23 protein-coding genes and 1 tRNA gene are annotated in these 15,399 nt (G+C 56.0%); 16 read left to right on the top strand and 8 right to left on the bottom strand.

The features are described from left to right. From AC07XM_RS26470 to AC07XM_RS26460, 3 genes are all read right to left on the bottom strand, one after another. Window positions 1–294, bottom strand: a 294-nt coding sequence (locus AC07XM_RS26470; protein WP_146026081.1) for a helix-turn-helix domain-containing protein, incomplete at its 3' end; no start/stop codon positions are given. Between the two features lie 11 nt (window positions 295–305). After that, entirely contained in the window at window positions 306–812 is a 507-nt protein-coding gene (locus tag AC07XM_RS26465; protein WP_146024548.1) for a hypothetical protein, read from the bottom strand. Between the two features lie 140 nt (window positions 813–952). After that, complete coding sequence (locus AC07XM_RS26460) at window positions 953–1,183, bottom strand: transcriptional regulator (protein WP_102689934.1); 231 nt, start codon at window positions 1,181–1,183, stop codon at window positions 953–955. Window positions 1,184–1,228: 45 nt separating this feature from the next. On the opposite strand from AC07XM_RS26460, the gene AC07XM_RS26455 reads away from it, so the two are divergent. Further along, window positions 1,229–1,945 (top strand): LexA family protein, encoded by a 717-nt coding sequence (locus AC07XM_RS26455; RefSeq protein WP_102689935.1) that lies wholly within the window; start codon window positions 1,229–1,231, stop codon window positions 1,943–1,945. 148 nt (window positions 1,946–2,093) lie between these two features. Beyond that, a complete protein-coding gene (locus AC07XM_RS26450) occupies window positions 2,094–2,342 on the top strand; it encodes a DUF1654 domain-containing protein (protein ID WP_102689936.1) in 249 nt (82 codons plus the stop codon). A 583-nt stretch (window positions 2,343–2,925) separates the two neighbouring features. Here the strand turns inward: AC07XM_RS26450 and AC07XM_RS26445 are convergent. Further along, window positions 2,926–3,156: a hypothetical protein gene (locus AC07XM_RS26445; RefSeq protein WP_102689937.1), complete on the bottom strand. Its 231-nt coding sequence runs from the start codon at window positions 3,154–3,156 to the stop codon at window positions 2,926–2,928. A gap of 272 nt (window positions 3,157–3,428) precedes the next feature. Between AC07XM_RS26445 and AC07XM_RS26440 the strand changes: the two genes are divergently transcribed. The 3 genes from AC07XM_RS26440 to AC07XM_RS26430 are packed head-to-tail and all read left to right on the top strand — an operon-like array spanning window position 3,429 to window position 4,655. Further along, on the top strand, window positions 3,429–3,812 hold the full coding sequence (locus AC07XM_RS26440; protein WP_102689938.1) for a response regulator transcription factor: 384 nt from the start codon (window positions 3,429–3,431) through the stop codon (window positions 3,810–3,812). Window positions 3,813–3,828: 16 nt separating this feature from the next. Continuing rightward, a complete protein-coding gene (locus AC07XM_RS26435; RefSeq protein WP_102689939.1) occupies window positions 3,829–4,161 on the top strand; it encodes a hypothetical protein in 333 nt (110 codons plus the stop codon). Further along, window positions 4,158–4,655 (top strand): single-stranded DNA-binding protein, encoded by a 498-nt coding sequence (locus tag AC07XM_RS26430; RefSeq protein ID WP_102689940.1) that lies wholly within the window; start codon window positions 4,158–4,160, stop codon window positions 4,653–4,655. The genes AC07XM_RS26435 and AC07XM_RS26430 overlap by 4 nt, the downstream gene beginning before the upstream one ends. A 306-nt stretch (window positions 4,656–4,961) precedes the next feature. On the opposite strand, the gene AC07XM_RS26425 is transcribed toward AC07XM_RS26430, so the two are convergent. After that, window positions 4,962–5,963 (bottom strand): putative phage abortive infection protein, encoded by a 1,002-nt coding sequence (locus tag AC07XM_RS26425; RefSeq protein ID WP_146024549.1) that lies wholly within the window; start codon window positions 5,961–5,963, stop codon window positions 4,962–4,964. 206 nt (window positions 5,964–6,169) lie between these two features. Between AC07XM_RS26425 and AC07XM_RS26420 the strand changes: the two genes are divergently transcribed. Continuing rightward, on the top strand, window positions 6,170–6,427 hold the full coding sequence (locus tag AC07XM_RS26420; RefSeq protein ID WP_146024550.1) for a hypothetical protein: 258 nt from the start codon (window positions 6,170–6,172) through the stop codon (window positions 6,425–6,427). Between the two features lie 168 nt (window positions 6,428–6,595). On the opposite strand, the gene AC07XM_RS26415 is transcribed toward AC07XM_RS26420, so the two are convergent. Beyond that, complete coding sequence (locus AC07XM_RS26415) at window positions 6,596–7,177, bottom strand: hypothetical protein (protein ID WP_146024551.1); 582 nt, start codon at window positions 7,175–7,177, stop codon at window positions 6,596–6,598. 536 nt (window positions 7,178–7,713) lie between these two features. Between AC07XM_RS26415 and AC07XM_RS26410 the strand changes: the two genes are divergently transcribed. Together AC07XM_RS26410 and AC07XM_RS26405 are read left to right on the top strand one after the other, a co-directional pair. Further along, window positions 7,714–8,136: a hypothetical protein gene (locus AC07XM_RS26410; protein ID WP_102689944.1), complete on the top strand. Its 423-nt coding sequence runs from the start codon at window positions 7,714–7,716 to the stop codon at window positions 8,134–8,136. Further along, window positions 8,102–8,329, top strand: coding sequence for a hypothetical protein (locus AC07XM_RS26405; RefSeq protein ID WP_102689945.1), 228 nt, complete (start codon window positions 8,102–8,104; stop codon window positions 8,327–8,329). The genes AC07XM_RS26410 and AC07XM_RS26405 overlap by 35 nt, the downstream gene beginning before the upstream one ends. Before the next feature lie 117 nt (window positions 8,330–8,446). Here AC07XM_RS26405 and AC07XM_RS26400 read toward each other — a convergent pair whose 3' ends face one another. Next, window positions 8,447–9,709, bottom strand: coding sequence for a hypothetical protein (locus AC07XM_RS26400; RefSeq protein WP_146024552.1), 1,263 nt, complete (start codon window positions 9,707–9,709; stop codon window positions 8,447–8,449). Window positions 9,710–9,820: 111 nt separating this feature from the next. Here AC07XM_RS26400 and AC07XM_RS26395 point away from each other — a divergent pair, with 111 nt between their 5' ends. Then, window positions 9,821–10,063 (top strand): DUF4224 domain-containing protein, encoded by a 243-nt coding sequence (locus AC07XM_RS26395; RefSeq protein ID WP_102689947.1) that lies wholly within the window; start codon window positions 9,821–9,823, stop codon window positions 10,061–10,063. Window position 10,064: 1 nt separating this feature from the next. Then, window positions 10,065–11,126 (top strand): tyrosine-type recombinase/integrase, encoded by a 1,062-nt coding sequence (locus AC07XM_RS26390; RefSeq protein ID WP_102689948.1) that lies wholly within the window; start codon window positions 10,065–10,067, stop codon window positions 11,124–11,126. Window positions 11,127–11,237: 111 nt separating this feature from the next. Here AC07XM_RS26390 and AC07XM_RS26385 read toward each other — a convergent pair. Beyond that, window positions 11,238–11,325, bottom strand: a tRNA-Ser gene (locus AC07XM_RS26385). Between the two features lie 134 nt (window positions 11,326–11,459). Between AC07XM_RS26385 and AC07XM_RS26380 the strand changes: the two genes are divergently transcribed. From AC07XM_RS26380 to AC07XM_RS26355, 6 genes are all read left to right on the top strand, one after another. Next, entirely contained in the window at window positions 11,460–12,131 is a 672-nt protein-coding gene (locus AC07XM_RS26380) for a Bax inhibitor-1/YccA family protein (protein ID WP_003251184.1), read from the top strand. A 321-nt stretch (window positions 12,132–12,452) separates the two neighbouring features. Beyond that, window positions 12,453–13,832: a nucleobase:cation symporter-2 family protein gene (locus AC07XM_RS26375; protein ID WP_023047266.1), complete on the top strand. Its 1,380-nt coding sequence runs from the start codon at window positions 12,453–12,455 to the stop codon at window positions 13,830–13,832. A gap of 175 nt (window positions 13,833–14,007) precedes the next feature. Next, entirely contained in the window at window positions 14,008–14,400 is a 393-nt protein-coding gene (gene tusD / locus AC07XM_RS26370; RefSeq protein WP_016488109.1) for a sulfurtransferase complex subunit TusD, read from the top strand. 1 nt (window position 14,401) lies between these two features. Next, complete coding sequence (gene tusC / locus AC07XM_RS26365) at window positions 14,402–14,761, top strand: sulfurtransferase complex subunit TusC (RefSeq protein WP_060517055.1); 360 nt, start codon at window positions 14,402–14,404, stop codon at window positions 14,759–14,761. Continuing rightward, window positions 14,761–15,057, top strand: a complete 297-nt coding sequence (gene tusB, locus AC07XM_RS26360; RefSeq protein WP_016488111.1) for a sulfurtransferase complex subunit TusB — start codon at window positions 14,761–14,763, stop codon at window positions 15,055–15,057. The genes tusC and tusB overlap by 1 nt, the downstream gene beginning before the upstream one ends. After that, window positions 15,054–15,389, top strand: coding sequence for a TusE/DsrC/DsvC family sulfur relay protein (locus AC07XM_RS26355; protein ID WP_102689949.1), 336 nt, complete (start codon window positions 15,054–15,056; stop codon window positions 15,387–15,389). Before tusB ends, AC07XM_RS26355 begins: the two co-directional genes overlap by 4 nt. Window positions 15,390–15,399: the final 10 nt, after the last annotated feature.

The raw sequence follows: 15,399 nt of genomic DNA, 5'->3' as shown, positions 1-15,399 counted from the left end.
GTGCCGGGGTGATGGGGCATCTGGTGCCGGGGGGCATTTCGTGCCGGGGGCATATGCTGCCGGGGTGATCGTGTACCAAGTCGAACGACCGAAGCGCTGGTGGCTTTTCAGCAGTTCGACTTCCTCAAGCCAGCGCAATGCATTGCGAACAGCGCGCTCAGACAAGCAGGTACGCGCCCCGATTGTCGCGATGGACGGCCAGCACACGCCGTCGTCATTCGCGTTGTCGGCCAGTGAAATCAGTACAGACTTCTGTGCAGGGCTCATACCCTGGAGTGGCCAGCAGGCCGTCATTACGATGGTGCTCACGCGCCACCTCCGCATAGCGATGCCCGCAGATGCTCGACACACTCACGACGGCGTGCGGCTTTCGAGGTGACTGCGTATTGGAGGCGAATCATTCGCGCGGCATTGAGCGCGGCGGACTGGTGATAGGCTTTCTGGTGCAAAATGGCTTGTAGTGCAATGTTGCTTGCATCGACTTCAAGATGCATAATCGACTCCGATGTTGTTGTTGAAGAAACCGGGCTGCCACCCGGTTTTTTTTCGCCTGTAAGAACACACTTGCTCGCGAGCCCCACATTTCCGACTAGGGAGGCGAGATGAGTATTCAAGGGACTATTTGCGGATATCACGACAGGCTGCCGCGCTTCGCGGTGACAACGCCGGAGGGTTTTTCGATAGTTGATGTAGTGATTGGCGAGCTGAGTGTTGGTGATCAGGTGCGCGGAAGCCTGTGGACGCTTGGCGCGACCTTTTTGGAAAACGACACCACCGGAGAAATCGTCGAAGTGTTCGTCGAAGCCGTTCACGCCAGCCGAGCAGCTGCTGAATCTCTTCTTCGGAGTAGATAATCCCTGGCTTGAAATTCACTTCCTTTCCTCACTACTGGTTACATTCACAGGTGTTTTGGTCATCTACTGGCGAAAGGCCTTCAGATGCACAATGCTCATCACAAGGCGGTCGTATCCTCCGAGGGATAAAGATCTGGCCTCAGCTGATGGCGAGTCACCTGACCGCCAACTGCCTTCTCAAACGGGATCACCAAATCTGCCGGGACCTTCTGGTTCCGGTGTACGCACTGCCAAATACGCGGTTGGCTGGTGTTACATCTTCGGGCCAGCTCTGCTTGGCCGCCGGCCAATCGCACGACCTCGTCAATTGGTCTTTCTGTGTTCGGCATGTTTGCGTGCCTCAATGGATCGTGCCCTCGATAATAACCCAAGTTATGGCTAAGGAAAACACATGTTATTTGATGAGTAATAACGTGTGTTTTACCCTTGCGGATATGAACAAACCTTCCGAAATGCTCAAAGACCGAATCCTTGAACGCCGAACAGCCCTTGGCCTCAGCCAGGCCCAGCTGGCCGAGAAGTCGGGGGTGAGCCAGGTCACGATTCAGCACCTGGAAAGTGGCCGTAACTCGACTTCTAAAAAGTTGCTCGAGATTGCCCGGGCGCTCGGGGTTACAGCTGAATGGCTGGCGACTGGGAAAGGGACTACTCATGAAGCCAGCAACGTTAGGATGCTCGGGGAGCAGCCTGAATCGTTTCGGTATCCAGTGATCAGCTGGGTGGCAGCCGGGGCCTGGGCAGAGGCAGTTGAGCCGTTTCCGCCCGGATATTCCGATCGTTACGAGATGTCCGATTACGACTCCAAGGGGGTCGCATTCTGGCTGGAGGTAAAAGGGGATTCGATGACCTCTCCGGTTGGAGTAAGCATCCCAGAGGGCATGCTCATCCTGGTTGATACGGAAGCCGAAGCCACGCCCGGCAAGCTGGTGATTGCCAAGCTGGCGGACAGCAATGAAGCGACCTTCAAGAAACTAGTTGAAGATGGAGGCAGACGGTTTCTGAAGCCACTCAACCCTGCTTACCCAATGGAAATGTGCATGGAAGGTTGCCGTATCGTAGGGGTGGTGGTGCGAGCCACAATCAAGCTCTAACCATCTGTCCTCATAGAAGCCCGGCGCGTGTCGGGCTTTTTTTCGCCTCCGTGAATTCACTACCGGTAAAGATTCCTGCACAAGGTATTGAAAATTCCGCCCGCAACGGATAACTGTATGCATGTACAGTAAAAGGAGTTCTCAGACCATGCTTCAACTCGCCTTCTCGCATTCCCCCTCCCTCTCCTATGAGCGGCTCGGCTACCGCATTCAACAAGCAATCGCCTCGCCGCACGTGCAGAAAAGGCAATTTGTCGAGGTGCGGCCCAACCAGGACGAGTCCACTTCAGACTGGCGGCGATTGATCGCTGACCTGGAAGAGACGGCAGGCATCAAGGTCGAGGCTCTGGAGTCAGGCCTGATCCGTATTGGTTGGCGCGAATTCACTGAAGCATGAGTATCTGCCCGCTTATCGCGGGCTTCTTTTTGGCCGGATTTATAACTTTAGTTATTGACACGACAAAAACATTGGTTATTATTCGACCCATAACACAGGTTATAGACAGCTAAGGCAGCCACCGCTCTTTACACAACCAGACGTGACCACCTCGACGCACCCAGGCCATTGCCTGGGTCGGGACAAGCTAAGTCGTCGACCACGCAGCCTCTGGATAGCTGCCGGACTCCCCCCATGGGAGGACGCCAAACCATGCAGCCAGCCGGGAAGAACACCGAACACGAAATGTGTGACCCGGCCAGGTGGGGATAGCCGCGGCAACAAGCATGGTGCGGAATACAGATTTCACTGGCTGGCCTTGGAGACAGGGCCAGACGGGAAATCATCGGGAGAAGTGCGATGCAGAGCGAGGATCTAATAGCAGGGGTGACGATCAATGCGCCGACGTTGGAGGGGAGAGTTGGAGCTGCGCTGATGACACTGGCCTGCCAGGGTGACCCCGGGCTGAGAACGAGGCTCGCGCTGATGCATCCCAGCCGGGACATCAATAAAGACAGCTGCTTGAAGTACGCGACCATCGTTCTCAGTCGGACGATAGCTGCTTCATTACAAGCTTTGCCTCATCAGCGCTTTGAGAAGACTTCGAAAGAGTTAGCCGAATGTCTCGCTTCAGAATTCGAATGTCCGTAACGCCGTACCAGAAACCATCCACCAGCTCGATCGCGTCACCGACTTTGATGGGTTGGTCAGTTTCGTGATGAGTCGGATTCATGTCGTCGCAGTCGTGCAGGTACTTGAGTTTGAACTTGCGCATGAGCGCGTGCCCTCCTTTGCAGGCTGTGTTGTGTGAGAGCGCTCAGCCTAGCGCAAAGCCCGTCACCTGGGCAGTGGTGAGCTGGCCGCTGGCCACCAATTTCAATATCGTTTTACCTCAGACAAAGCGCACCGCCATGCACCTTACGGCGCATAAGGCTCCCCCCTATGCACATTAAGTCGACTGAATCGGTCGTGACGTTCGCCCTCCCCTGGTCCGGGAGGTACACGGCAGCGAGCGTCACGACCAATGCAGCCCACCGAGGACACCTCATGGAAACGATTACTTGCGGCTCATGGATTGGCCAGCTCGGAAAGGCGCTGGCTCCGCGTGAGCTCGAAGCATTGCTGTGGGTGGCCCAAGGGCTCACCACCAAGGAAATCGCCCGCGAAATGGCTGTTAGCCCCGGCACCGTGGCCAACCGCATTGAGGCCGCGCTGTTCAAGCTGGAGGCGGGGCGCCGCATCGAAGCGGTCACCAAGGCCATGCGCCAGCAGATCATCAGTCCGCTCTGCATCGCCATCGCCGGCCTCATCGCCATACATTCGGTGATCGACGACAGCGACCCCATGCGCCGCGACCGCCGCGCTCCGGAGCGCCGCACCGCCCAAGTTCGAATCGTTCGCAAGGCCGAAGCCTTAGAACTCCATGCCTGACCAACAAGGACCATCCATGAACGCAGCCATCCGTAACAGCCGTGTGCAGTACGCCCAGGTGCAACAACTCGCCGATGCAGCCGCTGAAGAATTCCGTAGCAACTCACGCTTCTTCGTACAGCAGGGCGAGAACAAGAGTTGGGCCATCGTCGGAGCCGACGACAACCGCCTGTACGGCCTGCGCCGTCGGCATGTTGATGCAGTGACCTACGCCGAAAGCCTGGAGCGCGCGGTGAACGCAAAGTCGGTACCGGAGCTGAAGGTCAGCCCGCCTGACGACGCACGCACTCGCTGGGCGGTCCTGTGGGCACTGGTGCTGATCGTCATGGCCGGAGCGTATTCGTCATGAGTCGTGGGGTAAACAAGGTCATCCTGGTTGGCACCTGCGGCCAGGACCCGGAAGTGCGCTACCTGCCCAACGGCAACGCCGTAACCAACCTCAGCCTGGCCACCAGCGAGCAGTGGATGGACAAGCAGTCAGGCCAGAAGGTCGAGCGCACCGAGTGGCACCGGGGGTCGCTGTTCGGCAAGGTCGCAGAGATCGCTGGCGAGTATCTGCGCAAGGGCTCCCAGCGCTACATCGAGGGTAAGCTGCAGACTCGTGAGAGGGAGAAGGACGGCATCAAGCGCTACACCACGGAAATCGTGGTCGACATCAACGGCACGATGCAGCTGCTCGGCAGCCGGCCGCAGGGCCAGCAGCCAGGTCAGGCGCCAGATCGCCAGCCGCGCCAACAGCGCCCGGCCCGCCCACAGCAGAACCAGCAGGCGGCACCGCCTGACAAGGACAGCTTTGACGATGACATACCGTTCGCCCCGCTTCACCACCTGGCCGGTACATAGCCGTGAAGCGCCGGCAGCGGGTTCACCCAAACGCCTACTACCTCGGGCGCGACTGCCGCGACAACAGCCAGTCACGCGATGCCCAGCCGTACGGCTGGATGACCGTGGACTGCGGATGGTGGCTGGCAGCCTGGCATGACCGAGACATGGAGCTTTCGGCTGGAAACGCATCACCGCGCGCGTCCGGCACGGCCGGCGCCACCAGCACATCAACCTGCCGCCAAGCGGCTTGGGAGGTATAGGGCATGACCAAGCAGAGGACCGGAGCCAGCATTCTGGCCTTAACAACTGCGGCCTTAACTTCGTTCACTTCCTGTCACTTGGAGACTTTATAAGCATATCTAAAATCTCTCGATTACTTCCGTAAGCTTCGAAGCTGAATAGGTTTATGTCCCCCGCGCGGATTAGCAAGCCAACCTCTAAATTATCAAAAAGTGCATATCTATATACGTATTTTGTGAACTTAGCACCCTTTGAGCTTAAGCAATTATAAAACAACAAGATCAATTCGTTATCTGAAAGCAAAGACCTTACAACCAATGCAAACTGACTTTTTTCTTTGTGTGTACAATTATCTATAAAGCGGAAAACCGCGTAAAGACTTCGAAAATAAAGACCTAGATCAGCCTTATGATGATGAAACAATTTTTCATAAGCACGAACTATTCTTTTATTATGCTCAAGCAAATGAGGGTATTGCGCACTCGAAGGCTCTTGAAAGAGAACGTAATAATGATTTATTCCAGACCTCCAAGTCCTGAAACAGTCTCTCCCCGCAGAAATCACCGATTGATTGTCTCCAATCTGTAAATCAAAATTTCTGACGACCTCCTGCTGCAGCTCCAGCATACTGTAAAATTGGGATTCAACCTGCTGACTGGTAATTTGATTTCTGGTTTCCGACAAGTCTTTCCTCTGAAAAAGCATCGTAAGCAGTACACCTGCAAATGCAAGACCAGAAAACAAAGCGTTCAACGTACCAAAACTATCTCCAAATGTGCCTTCGCGGATCGTTTCGAATACCTGTGAAATTGGCGTATTCCAGAGTAAAACAAAAACATACCCGACATACACAAAGCCAATGACCCCCAACACAATAATCACTCGCCAAAAGCTACTAATTTTACCTTCAAAACCATGGACCACACTGTAAGCAAGCCTAACGATTACAAACAAAGCGACCACAATCACCAAGACAATCCAAGGGGTTATGCTTGAAAAGTTACTCTCACTTTGAAGGGGGACTAATGGAGGTCGATAGGTTAGCGAAGTCAAAGCATCTTGCTGAATTTCAAACCAGTTAATCACTTAAATCCCTCTACAGATTTGCTATGCATCGGAGCTCAGGTCGCACTTCATAACGCATCCGACTTCAAATTGCCACCATGCTGCATCCGGCCACGGAGGACGGCGCATGCATGGAGAAAGCTGGGAGCGACGATCACCGCCACTAGGAATGGATTGCTCAGCGCTAAGTCGAGGAGGCCAAGCGCCGCGAACGAGCAGCCGAGTTCTTGAAAGACCACGATTACATCGGAATCGTGCTGGACGAGAGCACCAAGCGCCAGCCAGGCCGTTACCACCCCGTTGATGGCATCGAGTACGGCGAGATGGCTGACGGGCTGCCCAAACCTCCGCGCCGCACCAACTACGACCGGTACTACGACGAATACCGCGCGCGCTCCGGATACGACTGCACTGGGACCGAGACGTGGCAGGCGAATGGGCTCCGACGGCAGCACTTTCCAAAGCTAGCTACAAGTCCGCGCTGAGCAAACGTAGGCCGACGCTCAAGCCTGGAAAACTCAACTCACCGCCTGACCCTCCGGCGGTGCCCCTACCAGCTGTCCGTAGTGGACCTGCGATTTTCACGAGTTCCTGGGCATCAATCGACCGCACCGTGAGCAGCCGACGGCACGAGGGACAGAGGCAGTACCGCATTATGTTGGCTCATCCAGAACCCCTTCAAGAACTGCACCGGTATAGTTGGGTGCCGCTTTTCCCATAGCTAATGGATCAGACTGAGCTGCGTTAATCATACTATCGATCCGCTTCTCTTCCTCTAAAGCGGAAGCGTTCAGAGTATCTATCTGCGCATTAGCTACATCAATTGTATTAGGAATCACAACTCCATCTGAACCTACCAATCCGCTTGACCTGGGAAGAGGTCGACGGTGCACAACCGCATTAATGTGCTCTGCAAAAATCCTGAGCATGTCCTTTGAGGGGGAATTGCGAGGATCACAAATAATCCTAACACTTTCACTATCGGCATGAATCTCAGTAGGGCTTCCACCGGACAAATCAATATTTTTATGCGACATCGCATAGGAGCACATAGAAATACAAGCGCACAATGCGGAAGCGACGATGGGTATGTACCACATATCCTTTCCGACCCAAAGGAACGCGAAACCCGCCGCTAATGAAAGCGCGGTCAGAACAACCCAACAGGTCGTAAAAACTTGACTTCTCTTCGGCGCCAAATTGAGCTGGGAATGAAACTCACCCTTGAGAGACATGCTAAGCAATCCCTATTGAAACGGTGCCATCCCCATGAAAAGTCGGTGCAAAATGAGGGTGGTGAGACCTCATGAAATCATTCTTCATATGAAATAATTTAATTATTTTTACAACATCACCCCCATAGTGAATAGTGGTTCCCTCCCCAATAAAACACTTATCTATCAGAAAAGTCGTACTTGTAACGTGAAGACGGCAATTATCGAAACGGCAGTTAGTGAACGTCCAGCCATCCAAGGGAACATCCTCCCCATTGAACCATTGCTTGTTCACCACATTGTTACCAGGAAATAAAGAATTGAACGACTGACCAGAGCCGGGTCGGTCCCACGGAAGCGGTTGATAAAGTGAAGTACTCAAAACAAAAGCTCCTCGTATGCAAAATGGAGTTTGCGAAACTGCAAAAAACCTGCATTTTCTAATGGATCGACAATTTAATTTTACCAACCACGGCAAACAACGCTCGGAGTTGACCCCATCTGAAGCCAGATGAGCGTAACAGAATACTGTCACTTAGCCACCACCAAGGTGTCACATGCCCACAGAAAACCGATCCAGCAGCATCGAACAGCATGACCATATCGAGGAGATCATCGATATGGTCAGCGTGCGAGCAACCATCGAATCGCTTGAAGAGGCGTATGCAGGCGACAGCGGGCATGGCTTCATGAACGATGCTGCTCAGTTGCTGCGACAGCTCAAAGCCATTTCCACCCCGCAGCCCCACCCCGGGCCAATAGCCTGGATGGTTGGTAGTGCAATGTGGCGGATCAAAAAAGAGGCAAAGCGGGATGCTGCGGTGACTGGTATTCCTATGATTCCGGTCGGGCCGATGGTCGGTGCTGACGAGGTAGAGCGGCTGAGCAAAGGCACAGCCTTCGTCCAAGGGCTGGTCGATTGTGCGGGCACCCAGCCCAGCCAGCGTGGCGACGGGCTATCTGCGCGACATCCTCGATGAGCTCAAGGAAAACACAACGCAGACTGCGCCTGTTGAGCACCATGAACGGGCCGAGTTCCAGCGTGAGCACGAACGTACCTGGCCATTCCCGGCAACAAGCGGCCCGGCAACCCAAGCCGACCATCAGAAATGCAAAGCAATTCGCCTGGAGGGCTGGCAAACCCGCGCCGCCCTGAAGCGCAAGCCGTCCTGACTCTAAGAGTACAGATGTACTCCATCCCACTGTAACCCCTCTCCCCTCTATTCACTGCCGCGATATGGCGGGTGCCCTTCCTCCAAGGCTGAAGTGTCGGCCGAGAATTAATGTGAGCTAACAATAGCCCGGTTCAGCATCAAGAAACTGAATAGCTTTTTCCAACAACTCTTTCCGCCTTTTCAGCTCGGGAACCGAGTCGGAAGAATCAAGGAACTTGTTTGCCTCCCCTAAACTTTCGAAATTCTTAGCCTCTCTCAAGTGAAAAATTAAGCTCTGCCTATAAAACATCTGTAGCTGATAGCAGTGAGGTGATGGATCATCGATCGAATGCGCTTGATGCACGTTCCGGTTCCTATACTCCTTAACATGCTCCAATATTTGGCGATAATACTCCCGATCAGCATAGAGAAACGAACACCTAGACACTATTTTGTCGGCATTATTCTCATCAGGAGCCAGTATCGACTCAATGGTAGCCCACGCCCTTTGTACAGTTGAGTTCCGATCCGACAGATCATAAGCCCGTACGTATCGCACTATCGAGTCCTTTATTATATGACGATCGCCATGCGCTTCAAGACTAGCAGTCACAAAGTCATAAAAATCTCTAGCCCTCTTCAATCTCTCCGGAGAGATAAAGTGTACCTTCCGCTCCTCAAAGTCCGCCTCGTACCAGTAGATATTTTTATCATAAATACTTCCGTCGACATTGTGAAGGGAGTGCATTCCCCCTAGCGTTATCTTATTTAATGGCGACCTATTGACACGCCCACCCAGTGACCATTCCAATCCAGAATTGGTATCTAGAGAGAAAATTCCTCTTACAAAATCTAATTCATATAGAGCTTTCTCCACACCATCCATGGAGTTTTTTGCAGAAAATTTTACCAGAATTGGGCAATAACTAGCGGGCATCGGAGGCGAGGTTTTTTTCCACCTATCGTTATGGACTTCACGACTGGAAAATTCATCTGGCAAACCATTTGGACAAGATTCAATCACGCAGGAGCCTAGCTCTATTCTTTGATATGGAAATCCTCCATCAAGCGACACCGACGTCACTAAAACAAATTCTTGCAGAGGAAGCTTTTTATAACTTACAACCTCACGCTGCAAGTGTGCCATGAATTGTTCCGCGCTCTCCCCCTTAGCGAGCGCCCATGAATTCAATGCGCTGCTCATGGTCCGCTTTGCGGTGTGATAGCTCACGTTTTTATCGAAATCAAGCATGGTAAAAAGCACTGAATCCAGCTCAAACTTTTCAAAACCGTTCCATGACAGTTCCCCTGCCTCATTAAGCATAGAGCACTGCTTTAATCGATTTAGAATAACCTGCGGTTTTAGCTTGGGATTTTTGCTTTTCCATGAAACCTTCATTCCTATACACCTCGCGAGCTCAGCCTACCAAGTAGTCACAACCAGCAATTTACCTCAGCCAGTGCTGAAGTACGACATACATACACATATTAAGAGCGTGGAGACCATCCTATGGAAACCGAGATCCTTTCGGATGAAGAGCTGGCCGAGCTAACCGGCTATAAGGCCAGGGGCTATCAGCGCCGCTGGCTCGAAGACCGCGGCTGGGTGTTCGTTGAAACCCGAAGCGGGCGTCCACTGGTTGGTCGGCACTACGTTCGCATGAAGCTGGGCGTGACCCTTGAAGTGGTGGCGATGCAGTCACCGCCGCCAGCCGCCCCCACGTGGACACCGGACATTTCGAAGGTGAGGTGAAATGCGCCCCAGGAGCACCGAGAACAGGGACTTGCCGCCGGGTGTTTACCGGCGCAAGCGCACTAGCAAGAGCAAGAAGAACCCACCAAAGGTATGGATCAGCTACTACTATCGGGACAAGGAAGGGAAGGAAATTCCGCTGGGCACCGAGCTGAGCCTGGCGAGATTGAAGTGGGCCGAACTGGAGGCGAAGGAAAAACCAAAGGACTTGGTCACTATGAGCGCTATCTTCGATCGGTATGAGCGCGACATCATCCCGAAGAAGGCGCCGCGCACCCAGAAAGATAACCTGGCTGAGATTCGCCAGCTGCGCAATTACTTCGAAAAGGCGCCAATCGACGGGATCACGCCTGCACATGTGGCGAAGTATCGCGATGCAAGGACAGCGCCGGTCCGGGCGAACCGCGAAATTGCCACCCTGTCGCACATCTTCAACATCGCTCGGGAATGGGGGCTCACCACCAATGAGAACCCGTGCCAGGGGGTACGCAAGAACAAGGAGGTTCCGCGAGACTTCTACGCTAATGACGCAATCTGGAACGCGGTTTATGCGAAGGCAGTGGGTGAACTGAAGGACGCCATGGACTTGGCGTATCTGACGGGCCAGCGTCCGGCGGACGTGCTGGTGATGAGGCGAGACGACATCGAGGGCAAGGCCCTCGGCGTGGAGCAGAAGAAGACCCACAAGAAGCTGCGGATCATGCTGGAGGTGGATGGCGTGGAGAGCAGTCTGGGCGCCCTCATCAGGAAGATCCTCGAGCACAACGCTCCACATGGCTCGCCATACTTGCTGCTCACCGAAAGCGGCAAACGTGTGACGGCCTCCATGCTCCGTCATCGCTGGGATGACGCCAGAGAGGAGGCGGTGAAGGATGCAGTCGCCGCCGGGGACCATGTGCTGGCCGGCCGAATCGGGCAGTTCCAGTTCCGAGATATCCGTCCGAAGGCGGCTTCCGAAATCACCGATATCGACCACGCCAGCCTGCTGCTGGGCCACACCAAGGGCGACATTACCGAGCGGGTTTATCGCCGCGTCGGGGCACTGGCGAAACCTACCAAATAAAGAAAGTATCGGAAGCGCTTCCGAAATAAACCATTCCCAAAGGTGTTCCAACGGGTGGTTGTTCTATGCCCCAGAAACGCAAAAAGCCCTGAATAATCAGGGCTTTGGAGATGGCGGAAGCGTAGAGATTCGAACTCTAGGATAGTTGCCCATCGACGGTTTTCAAGACCGTTGCCTTAAACCACTCGGCCACGCTTCCAGCTCGTTTTGCGGCCGCCATAATACCGTAATGAAACACGCTGTCAAACTCTCTGTGTCGCGGGTTGCAGGAGCTCTGTTAGACTCCTAGCATCTGAACGTCTGAAACCACAGGTTTTACCAAGGAGTGTCGCCATGCGCGAACAGGATTACGCCGTCCACCACGGCCAGCAGGTCGAGCAGCAGGAGATCAGCAAGGTCCTGCGCAACACGTACAGCCTGCTGGCGCTTACCCTCGCCTTCAGCGGTGTCATGGCATTCGTTGCCCAGCAGATGCGCGTCGGCTACCCGAACGTGTTCGTGGTGCTGATCGGCTTCTACGGGCTGTTCTTCCTGACCAACAAGCTGCGTGATTCAGCCTGGGGCCTGGTGTCTACCTTCGCCCTCACCGGTTTCATGGGCTTCATCCTCGGCCCTATCCTGAACCGTTACCTGGGCATGGCCGGTGGCGCTGAAGTGGTGAGCTCTGCGTTTGCCATGACTGCGCTGGTGTTTGGTGGTCTGTCGGCCTATGTGCTGATCACCCGCAAGGACATGAGCTTCCTCAGCGGTTTCATCACCGCAGGCTTCTTCGTGTTGCTGGGTGCTGTCGTTGCCAGCTTCTTCTTCCAGATCAGCGGCCTGCAACTGGCGATCAGCGCTGGCTTCGTGCTGTTCTCGTCGGTCTGCATCCTGTTCCAGACCAGCGCGATCATTCATGGCGGCGAGCGTAACTACATCATGGCGACCATCAGCCTGTATGTGTCGATCTACAACCTCTTTGTCAGCCTGCTGCAGCTGTTTGGCATCATGGGTCGTGATGACTGATTGATTGCTGTGTGAGAAAGCCCGCTTCGGCGGGCTTTTTTGTGGGATTTCGAAAGGGGACCGGGGTCCGGGGTGTACGTCGATAGAGGTTCAGCGCCTGATAAATCGAGCGCCGCGCGGGCGGCGCTCGATTTCTGCCCCTCCCTATAACTCAGGGAGGACACCTGCCCCTCAAAACCCTGCCAACCGCAATTGCTGACTAAAAAGTCAGATAATCAGGCAGATGCTCGCCGATCATGCAGACATCGTGCTTTTCTCTACCGCAATCGCTCATCACCCCGTAGAATGCGCTCCTTTTTTCTTCCGGGGCGGCTTTCAGCAATGAGCTCACACGAACACAGCCCAGGCGCAGCGGCGCCTGCCAATGAACTGGTGCTTGGCCTGGAGGACAAGCCACGGCTGCTGATCGGCCTGCTGGCTGCCCTGCAGCACCTGCTGGCGATCATCGTGCCGATCGTCACCCCTGGCCTGCTGATCTGCCAGGCGCTGGGCGTTTCTGCGCGTGATACCAACCTGATCGTTTCCATGTCGCTGGTGATCTCGGGTATCGCCACCTTCGTCCAGTGCAAGCGCTTTGGCCCATTCGGCGCCGGGCTGCTGATCGTGCAGGGCACCAGCTTCAACTTCGTTGGCCCGCTGATTGCGGGCGGCGCGCTGATGGTCAAGCAAGGCACGCCGGTAGAGGGTGTAATGGCAGCCATCTTCGGCGTGGTGATTGCAGGCTCGTTCGTGGAGATGGGCGTGTCGCGCATCCTGCCGTTCGTCAAACGCCTGATCACCCCGCTGGTGACCGGTATCGTGGTGCTGATGATCGGCCTGACCTTGATCAAGGTCGGCCTGATCAGCATGGGCGGTGGCTTTGGCGCCATGGCCAATGGCACCTTTGCCAATGGCGATAACCTGCTGCTGTCGGGCGTGGTGCTGGCGATCATCGTGATCCTCAACCGCGTACCCGTAGTGTGGATGCGCAGTTGCGCCATCGTCATCGCCCTGGCGGTCGGTTACGCGCTGGCCGGCTACATGGGCCGCCTGGACTTCACCGGCATGCATGAAGCCGCGCTGTTCCAGGTGCCGACCCCGCTGCACTTTGGCCTGGGCTTCTCGTGGGCGCTGTTCATTCCGATGCTGGTGATTTACCTGGTGACTTCGCTGGAAGCCATCGGTGACGTTACCGCCACCAGCAAGGTGTCGCGCCAGCCGGTCGAAGGGCCGGTGTGGATGCAGCGGATCAAAGGTGGCGTGCTGGTCAACGGTGCCAACTCGCTGCTGGCCGGTGTGTTCAACACCTTCCCCAGCTCGATCTTTGCCCAGAACAACGGGGTGATTCAGCTGACCGGTATTGCCAGCCGCCACATCGGCATGTGGATTGCCGTGATGCTGGTGCTGCTGGGGCTGTTCCCAAGCGTTGCCGGGGTGATCCAGGCGGTGCCGGAGCCGGTGCTGGGTGGTGCGGCCATGGTGATGTTCGGGGCGGTTGCGGCTTCGGGTATCAACATTCTGGCCAGCACCCGGCTGGACCGTCGTGCACTGCTGATCATTGCCGTGTCGTTGGCGCTGGGCCTGGGCGTGGCGCAGGTGCCGGAGTTCCTGGCGCATATGCCGGCGGCGATTCGCAATGTGCTGGAGTCGGGTGTGGCTACCGGGGGGATCTGTGCGCTGGTGCTGAACTGGTTCTTGCCGGAGAGCAAGGAGCAGGGTTGAGTCTTGTGTCCTTCTGACAGGGCCATGAGGCTGATTTGCAGCCCATCGCGACACAAGGCCGCTCCTACAGGGGTCGCGTAGGACACACGGATACATAGAAAGCCCGCGCCGCTTGCACAAGCGGGCGCGGGCTTTTTTGCTTTATCATGGCAGCATTCCTTTGCATGAGTTATCCATGAAATTCGCTATCGCGGTGTTCTCCCCGGCCCATGCGCCCTCCTCGCGGCGTGCCTTGCGCTACGCCGAGGCGGTACTGGCCGGCGGGCATGAGATTGCCCGGCTGTTCTTTTATCAGGACGGGGTGCACAGTGCCTCGGCCAACGTGGTCGCGCCCCAGGACGAACTGGACGTGGCAGGCCAATGGCGTACCTTTATCCAGACCCACCAGCTGGACGCGGTGGTGTGTATCGCCGCGGCCCTGCGCCGTGGCGTGCTCGACGAGGCTGAAGCCAACCGTTACCAGCGCCCGGCCGTGAACCTGCCCAAACCGTGGGAACTGTCGGGGCTTGGCCAGCTGCATGAAGCGGCGCAGGTTGCCGACCGCCTTGTCTGCTTCGGAGGCGACTGAAATGGCCAAATCCTTGTTGATCATCAGCCGTCAGGCCCCGTGGAACGGCCCATCAGCCCGCGAAGCACTGGACATTGCCCTGGCCGGCGGCGCGTTCGACCTGCCGCTGGGCATGCTGTTCCTGGACGACGGCGTGTTCCAGCTCGCCCCGGCGCAGCAACCTACCGCTGTGCAACAGAAGAACCTGGCCGCCAACCTGCAGGCACTGCCAATGTTCGGTGTCGAAGAACTGTTTGCCTGCAGCCACAGCCTCAACCGCCGCGGCCTGGCAGCCGATGCCCTGGCACTGCCGGTGCAAGTGCTCGACGACGCGGCACTGGCCGCGCTGATCGCCCGTTTCGACCAGGTGGTAACGCTCTGATGACAACCCTGCATGTAATTGCCCACTCCCCGTTTGGCGACGAGCGCCTGGCCAGCTGCCTGCGCCTGCTCGGCACCGACGACGCGTTGCTGCTGTGCGGCGATGCGGTGTATGCCCTGCGCAGCGGCAGCGAGCCGCATCGCCAACTGCAAGCTGCCGGCCTGGCCCGGCGCCTGTTCGCCCTGGATGAGGATGTGCAAGCTCGCGCGGTCGGCAACGACTTGGCCAAAGCCGTGGACTACGCCGGGTTCGTCGAACTGTCGCTGCTTTACGACAAGGTCAACAGCTGGCTATGAGTACGCTCAACGTTGGCGATCATGCGATCGCCCTGGACAAGGACGGCTTTCTGGTCGACCTGCAAGACTGGTCCCGCGCCGCCGCCGAGGCTTTGGCCGAGCGCGAGGGTATCCCGTTGACGGCGGACCATTGGGAAATCCTCGAACTGCTGCGCCAGTTCTACCAGGAATACCAGCTGTCCCCGGCCACGCGCCCACTGATCAAGTACACGGCCCTGAAGCTGGGCCCGGAAAAGGGCAACAGCCCGCACCTGAACCGCCTGTTCAATGGCACCCCCGCCAAACTTGCCGCCAAGCTGGCGGGCCTGCCCAAGCCGACCAACTGCATATGACCCAGCCCCT

The organism is Pseudomonas sp. GW460-LB5, from assembly GCF_059423245.1.
This window is presented reverse-complemented; position numbering and strand designations above follow the sequence as displayed.

Coding starts and splice junctions, on each gene's coding strand:
- AC07XM_RS26460 (WP_102689934.1), bottom strand. CDS start 1,183: ATGCCGAACACAGAAAGACCAATTGACGAGGTCGTGCGATTGGCCGGC.
- AC07XM_RS26455 (WP_102689935.1), top strand. CDS start 1,229: ATGGCTAAGGAAAACACATGTTATTTGATGAGTAATAACGTGTGTTTT.
- AC07XM_RS26450 (WP_102689936.1), top strand. CDS start 2,094: ATGCTTCAACTCGCCTTCTCGCATTCCCCCTCCCTCTCCTATGAGCGG.
- AC07XM_RS26445 (WP_102689937.1), bottom strand. CDS start 3,156: ATGCGCAAGTTCAAACTCAAGTACCTGCACGACTGCGACGACATGAAT.
- AC07XM_RS26440 (WP_102689938.1), top strand. CDS start 3,429: ATGGAAACGATTACTTGCGGCTCATGGATTGGCCAGCTCGGAAAGGCG.
- AC07XM_RS26435 (WP_102689939.1), top strand. CDS start 3,829: ATGAACGCAGCCATCCGTAACAGCCGTGTGCAGTACGCCCAGGTGCAA.
- AC07XM_RS26430 (WP_102689940.1), top strand. CDS start 4,158: ATGAGTCGTGGGGTAAACAAGGTCATCCTGGTTGGCACCTGCGGCCAG.
- AC07XM_RS26415 (WP_146024551.1), bottom strand. CDS start 7,177: ATGTCTCTCAAGGGTGAGTTTCATTCCCAGCTCAATTTGGCGCCGAAG.
- AC07XM_RS26410 (WP_102689944.1), top strand. CDS start 7,714: ATGCCCACAGAAAACCGATCCAGCAGCATCGAACAGCATGACCATATC.
- AC07XM_RS26400 (WP_146024552.1), bottom strand. CDS start 9,709: ATGAAGGTTTCATGGAAAAGCAAAAATCCCAAGCTAAAACCGCAGGTT.
- AC07XM_RS26395 (WP_102689947.1), top strand. CDS start 9,821: ATGGAAACCGAGATCCTTTCGGATGAAGAGCTGGCCGAGCTAACCGGC.
- AC07XM_RS26390 (WP_102689948.1), top strand. CDS start 10,065: ATGCGCCCCAGGAGCACCGAGAACAGGGACTTGCCGCCGGGTGTTTAC.
- AC07XM_RS26380 (WP_003251184.1), top strand. CDS start 11,460: ATGCGCGAACAGGATTACGCCGTCCACCACGGCCAGCAGGTCGAGCAG.
- AC07XM_RS26375 (WP_023047266.1), top strand. CDS start 12,453: ATGAGCTCACACGAACACAGCCCAGGCGCAGCGGCGCCTGCCAATGAA.
- tusD (WP_016488109.1), top strand. CDS start 14,008: ATGAAATTCGCTATCGCGGTGTTCTCCCCGGCCCATGCGCCCTCCTCG.
- tusC (WP_060517055.1), top strand. CDS start 14,402: ATGGCCAAATCCTTGTTGATCATCAGCCGTCAGGCCCCGTGGAACGGC.
- tusB (WP_016488111.1), top strand. CDS start 14,761: ATGACAACCCTGCATGTAATTGCCCACTCCCCGTTTGGCGACGAGCGC.
- AC07XM_RS26355 (WP_102689949.1), top strand. CDS start 15,054: ATGAGTACGCTCAACGTTGGCGATCATGCGATCGCCCTGGACAAGGAC.